Annotated in this window: 6 protein-coding genes; 2 read left to right on the forward strand and 4 right to left on the reverse strand. The window is 45.4% G+C overall.

The window, feature by feature from the left end; translation table 11 throughout:
* Window positions 1-440 (forward strand): hypothetical protein (locus tag C7B77_RS22050; protein ID WP_181243967.1); only part of this gene is annotated, 440 nt, incomplete at its 5' end.
* Window positions 441-537: 97 nt separating this feature from the next.
* On the opposite strand, the gene htpG is transcribed toward C7B77_RS22050, so the two are convergent.
* Window positions 538-2,529 (reverse strand): molecular chaperone HtpG, encoded by a 1,992-nt coding sequence (gene htpG, locus C7B77_RS22055; protein WP_106309924.1) that lies wholly within the window; start codon window positions 2,527-2,529, stop codon window positions 538-540.
* A 410-nt stretch (window positions 2,530-2,939) separates the two neighbouring features.
* On the opposite strand from htpG, the gene C7B77_RS22060 reads away from it, so the two are divergent.
* Window positions 2,940-3,626: a hypothetical protein gene (locus C7B77_RS22060; protein ID WP_106309927.1), complete on the forward strand. Its 687-nt coding sequence runs from the start codon at window positions 2,940-2,942 to the stop codon at window positions 3,624-3,626.
* 76 nt (window positions 3,627-3,702) lie between these two features.
* On the opposite strand, the gene C7B77_RS22065 is transcribed toward C7B77_RS22060, so the two are convergent.
* From C7B77_RS22065 to C7B77_RS22080, 3 genes are all read right to left on the reverse strand, one after another.
* Window positions 3,703-4,599 (reverse strand): succinate--CoA ligase subunit alpha, encoded by an 897-nt coding sequence (locus tag C7B77_RS22065; RefSeq protein ID WP_219892242.1) that lies wholly within the window; start codon window positions 4,597-4,599, stop codon window positions 3,703-3,705.
* The gene (locus C7B77_RS31510; protein WP_106309930.1) at window positions 4,596-4,901 is read right to left on the reverse strand and encodes a helix-turn-helix domain-containing protein; all 306 of its coding nucleotides are present in this window, start codon (window positions 4,899-4,901) and stop codon (window positions 4,596-4,598) included. Before C7B77_RS31510 ends, C7B77_RS22065 begins: the two co-directional genes overlap by 4 nt.
* Before the next feature lie 668 nt (window positions 4,902-5,569).
* On the reverse strand, window positions 5,570-5,845 hold the full coding sequence (locus C7B77_RS22080; RefSeq protein WP_106309936.1) for a YiaA/YiaB family inner membrane protein: 276 nt from the start codon (window positions 5,843-5,845) through the stop codon (window positions 5,570-5,572).
* Between the last annotated feature and the right edge of the window lie 33 nt (window positions 5,846-5,878).

The raw sequence follows: 5,878 nt of genomic DNA on the forward strand, positions 1-5,878 counted from the left end.
CCCCTATGTTTGCTAATACTATTTCAAATAAATGGTTGGAAAGTAACGAACGAGATACCGCCACGATCGAATTGATTATCTTTGCAATTGGTGAAGTTAGTTTTGGAATTCCAATTACTAAAATTAATCGCGTGATTAGTAGTATTTTTATCGGAGAAGATTTTAGTTTGACTCAAGATGTAGAGATTCTCGATCTACACCATCGCTTAACTGGAGTCTCGCTATCTACACCAAATGCGATCGCTATTTTCACGGGCGAACGACAACAATTGTACGGAATTCCAATCGACACAGTACCGACGATCGTCTGCGTCCCACTCGATCGAATTCGGACTCTTCCCGACGAACTTCGCCACAACAGATCGATCGGGATTGCCAGTCATATAGCGATGGTGTCTGAGTCAGAACGAGACTTAACTGTATTTATTTTGGCTGGTTGAGTACGATACTGTTCTGCTAAGTCGAAGGATCGCGAATTTAACACTATGAATTTAGTTAACAGAAAAAATAGGGTGAGCATTTGCTCACCCTATTTTTTTATCTTTCCGTTAACTTAGTCAACACCTGATTGGAACGTTCTACAAACGCATTCATTCCATCAGCATTTACCCCTTTCTGCGCCATCAAAGCTAAATCGTAGATGTGGTGACAGACGAGATTTACTAAGTCTTGATTCGGCGAATTTCCTTCCGCTCCCACGATCGATCCTTTGTTAATATTTGCCAAATTTTGAATCAGTGGATGTGCGGTATTGACTACCAGAATATGCTCCTCTGGAAACTCAACCGCTTGTTGCTGCATCATCGCACTCATTTCCCGCATCCGCCGCATAAATTCGGGTAATAATACCATCGCGGGTGGTGTGGATTGGGTATTATCACCTTTGAGCGATTCGGTACGGATGGTAACTTTGGGTTTATTGAGTGCAGTGGTAAAGATTTCTTGAATCTGTTCGCTACGAGTTTTATTAGTATTGGGATCGATGATTTCTGGCGTATCGTCCGATTGAATCAGACTGCTATCTAATTCAGCATCTACCCGCGAGAATTTGATATCGCTATGTTCGCGTTCGAGGAAGCTCACAAAGTGCGTATCGATAAACGAATCGAGGAACAGAACTTCTAAACCCTGACTCTTATGGAGTTGGATATATGGTGCTTGGCTGGCTTCATCTGTAGCGTAGAAAACGCGGTTTTCATACTTAGGTTCGTTTTCACTTTCAGTTGTCGCTGGTGCCGATTTAGCATGACGCTCTTTGTTGCGCTCTAAGTACTCATTCAGAGTCGTGTAAGGCAAACTTGGCGTCGCCGATTTCCAAGCATCATCATTGCCTTCATCCGTACTTTCAGGGGCGGCTGGCGGAGCGGTAAAGGTGGTGCGATAGATGATAATGTCTTCGATTTGCTTTTTAAATTTATCATCGTTCAGACAGCCAAATTTGATGAAGGTGCTTAAGTCTTCCCAACCTTTGGTATAAGCCTCGCGATCGTCGTGATAAAGTTCTTTGAGTCTGTCGCCGACCTTTTTGGAGATATAATCGGAGATCCGCCGCACCGTTCGATCGCTAGTTAAAGCACTCCGCGACACGTTTAAGGGGATATCGGTACTATCGATGACGCCACGCAATGGTAACAAGAATTTAGGAATCACCTCATCACAGCGATCGCTCACAAATACTTGATTGCAAAATAGTTTAGCCTGTCCCTTAGTTAGATCTAAATCTGGACGTAATTTAGGAAAATATAGAATCCCATTGAGCGCGAATGGATAGTCAGTATTCAGATGCACCCAGAGCAAGGGATCTTCTTCAAACGGATATAAATAACGATAGAATTCGAGATAATCTTCTTTAGTTAAATTCTGGGGCGATTCTTTCCAAGGAGCTTTTTGTTTATTAATAACTTCGCCATCGAGCGAAATTGCCACTGGCATGAAGTCACAATAAGTCTTGACTAATTGCTTGATTCTCGCTGGTTCTAAATATTCAGCTTCCTCATCTTGCAACGTCAGCGTAATCGTCGTACCGCGCTCTGTGCGACTCGATTCGCTAATTTCAAAGCTAGGCGAACCATCGCAAGACCAGTGTACGGGTGTCGAGCCATCCCGACAAGAGAGCGTATCGATTTCTACCAAGCTAGCAACCATGAACGAGGAATAGAAACCTAAACCAAAGTGACCGATGATCTGTTGGTCGCTATTTTTTTGATACTTTTCGATGAATTCTTCCGCACTCGAAAAAGCAACTTGGTTGATATATTTTTTGACTTCATCCAAACTCATCCCAATCCCATTATCAGAGATCGATAGCGTTTTCTTGTCCTTATCGATCGAGATCTGAATGGCTGGTTCGCCGATTTCACCGCTAAATTCGCCCGCAAACGACACCATCTTGAGTTTACCAATGGCATCGACACCATTGGAAATCAGTTCGCGCAAGAAGATTTCATGGTCGGTATACAGAGATTTCTTGATGATCGGAAAGATATTCTCGGTATGGATGGTAATGTTACCTTGTTCTAGCACTGTCATATTGCTATCGATCGCTACTTAGATTTAGTTACCAGCATTGTATGGCGATCGGGTGCGTCTAGCCTTTCGGGATTTCCGTACCTCTTCTTAGGCGTTAGGCTTTAGGTTTTAGGCTTTAGGGGAAATTTCTACCACGATCGCTATATTTCCGACTTATTCAAGAAGCCAGAAGTCAGTTGTAGGTTGGGTAGAGTGCAACGAAACCCAACAACACCAATTACAGCATTAGGGTTGGAATCAAAGCATGAAATCCAACATGCTGAAAATGTCAGTGAGGGAGTTGGATTTTGCTGGCGATCGATTCAACATACAATTATTAAATACTGACAGCAGATCGATCGAATTATGATATAAAACTACCATCCAGATCGAGCGACTTGAGTACCAGCAGTACGGGAAAATAAGATTTTATGCCGCGAGGAAAACAATCTCAGGGAAAATGCGCGTATTGTAGTAAAGAAATAGCCAAAGGCTCAGTCAACAAACATCTTGCGACTTGTGCCGAACGGAAGCAAGCGATCGCCATTGCCGAACAAAAAAAAGGCACTAGCGAAACCCTCTACCATTTAAGAATTCAGGATGCTTATACCCCAGACTTTTGGTTGAATTTAGAAGTGCGAGGTTCGGCGACTTTAGACAAGATCGATGGGTATTTGCGGGCAATTTGGTTGGAATGTTGCGGACATATGAGCCAGTTTTCGGTAGGTGGTTGGAGCGGTGAAGAAATATCGACCAAACGCAAAGTCAGCGATATTTTTGAAGCAGGAGTGGAGCTAACTCATATCTACGATTTTGGTACTTCTTCCGAAACTCTGATTAAATTTGTGGAAATCCGCGAAGGCAAACCGACGACGAATAAACCGATCGCATTAATGGTACGAAATCTGTTGCCGACCAGTGAGTGTATTGAATGCAAAGAAGCAGCTCTGTTCTTATGTTTGGAGTGCTTGCACGATCTAAATGTGTGGGGCACTTTATGCGATCGACATCTCGAACAGCACGGACATCAAGATAATTATGGGGAACCTTTACCGTTAGTTAATTCACCCAGATTGGGCATGTGTGGTTATGATGGCCCCGCAGAACCACCTTATTAGACAAGCTATCTGAAATTTACTTTTTGAAACGCTGAGATTCCCTCTAATACACCCATCCACCCATCCACTCATCCACTCATCTACCCACAGACTTCTTAACCAACTGCGGAATCTGCCCGATCTTTTTGGCGACGGGAATTTTGGCTCGCTTGTAAGTCTCCAGCCGTTGTTGAATGGTGTCTGAATGATAAATCGGTTTCGAGAGAGTATGACTTAAGACGATCGCGGCATCGGTGAGCGGGTGTGGTGTACTAGCATGAATCCCCGCTAGATAAGCGACTACAGGTTTCCCCTGTTGTGCGAGTAGATAAGCCGCCGTAGCTGCTTCTGAATCCCAGCAAATATCGCCCACAAGCACGATTGCTTCGGTTAAGGGGTCTGATTGCAGCCACTCCAGCCACAGGCGACAGGAGGAGCCAACCAGCGGATCGCTGCCGATATGGATGACGATCGATTGACCCAAATTAGCTTGATTTAATTCGCTGGCAATTTCGGCAGTTAAACTCTGATTGCGGCTGATAATCGCCACTTTACCTGGACTGAATAATTGCGGCTGATAAATACCCAGCAATAATCGATCGGGAATAATAATCCCCGCACTTCCAGAACCGAGAATCAACGTATTGGTAATCCGCGCCTGACGCAGCAGCCGAATCGTATCTAGTGGCGGGACACCTCTAGTAATCACGATCAGTTGGGGAATGCCCGCAGCAATCGCTTCGAGAGCCGCATCTAATACCCGATAAGCAGGCACAAAAATCAAACTAGTTTCGATCGGCCCTAATGAGGCTTGTGCTTCACTGACTAAATCGAATACAGGCAGATCTCCAAGTTTCTGTTCGCCTTGTCCAGCACTAACAACGCCTACGATTTTAGTCCCATAGGTTTGCATTCGGCCTATTGCTGCCAGTGCTAAGGGGTTATCCACTCCTTGAATTAAGACACGGCTATCTAGTTGCAGATCGATCGTCATTGAGGGGAGAGGGGGAGAGGGAAGGGGGGGAGGAAAGGAAGAGAGGGGAGGGGAAGAGAAAAAAGAGAGAAGCGAGCGAAGAGGGCGCGACAGGGGACCAGGAAGGCGGGGCCGGCGGGAGGGAGGGAAAGGGGGGGACCAAGGGGCGCGAACAGCGGGACGCCAACAGGGGGAGTGAGTTGCTTGATCTGCATCGAGACTGTTGGCTGTGTCAAAGATAACTCCTCTGCTGCACGAGTAATACTAGTTAATCTTGCAACAGTTTCAAATACTTTAAGTTGATGGAGAGTAGATTGACGCATTTAGCTCGGTTGATAGTTGAGAGTTAAGTTTTGCTATAAATGGCAAAATCTGGCTCTAAGGCACAGATTGGGGCTGGGGGACGAGGAGTAGATGGGTGGATGGGTGGATGGGCGAATAACGATCGGCGCAAGAACCTGGGCAATTGGATCTTATAGATGGGGAGCGGAGTTGTGAGCTGGGGACTTGAAATTTTCGATCGCATAGCGTCGGCTCTGCTTGGTGAAACGCACGCTGTAGGCGTTGGCGTTCGCGTAGCGTCTGCCTTCGCAGAAGAAGCCTGCCGTAGACATACGAAGCGAGACGTGTCGTCAGACGGGAGCCTCTCTTGGAAAGGTGCTCCACTTGGGCTTTGCCCAAGACCGCACTTTCCGTTCAGCGCGATTCCATCCGCTGCTGAATCGCGATCCATTTCAACCACACTAACACAATACCCGCAAGCGGGATAATAGAGGTTAATCAGTCCAAGACATAGACAGCTACCAGGATATTTACGAGTAGACTTCAACCAATTGTAAGCTTTAGAGGTACAGGTTGCCCCGAAACTAGAGTCATAATCGATCGGAAGGGATCGGTTGTAGAAAAAAGCCAACAAAATATCGATCGACTTTCATCGATCGAGTTAGGCTAAGCACAGGAATTAATTTAATAGTTCGGTTCGAGTTAATATTTAAGCTCGTCCGTGTTGGGAGAGAATTTGTTCGACTTTCGCTTCTTCGATTTTTGAGGTTAATTTTGTCGATTCGTGGAGGTCTCTCTGGGTTTTGGCTAGTGTGAATGTCGAAGCTACCGAAAATCCCAATCCCATACCCATGAAGCCTTTAGTCCATAAATCTACGGGTAGATAAATAGTCCCCATTGTCGTCATCCCTACCGAAAGGATGAAAGATGCCCAAGTCTGAAAAATCCAAGCGTTACTATCTTTTTGATAACCAATCTGTTGCATCTGATTTTACTCCAAGTATTAATAGTCGAGAGC

This window comes from Chamaesiphon polymorphus CCALA 037 (assembly GCF_003003845.1).
Lineage (GTDB): Bacteria > Cyanobacteriota > Cyanobacteriia > Cyanobacteriales > Chamaesiphonaceae > Chamaesiphon > Chamaesiphon polymorphus.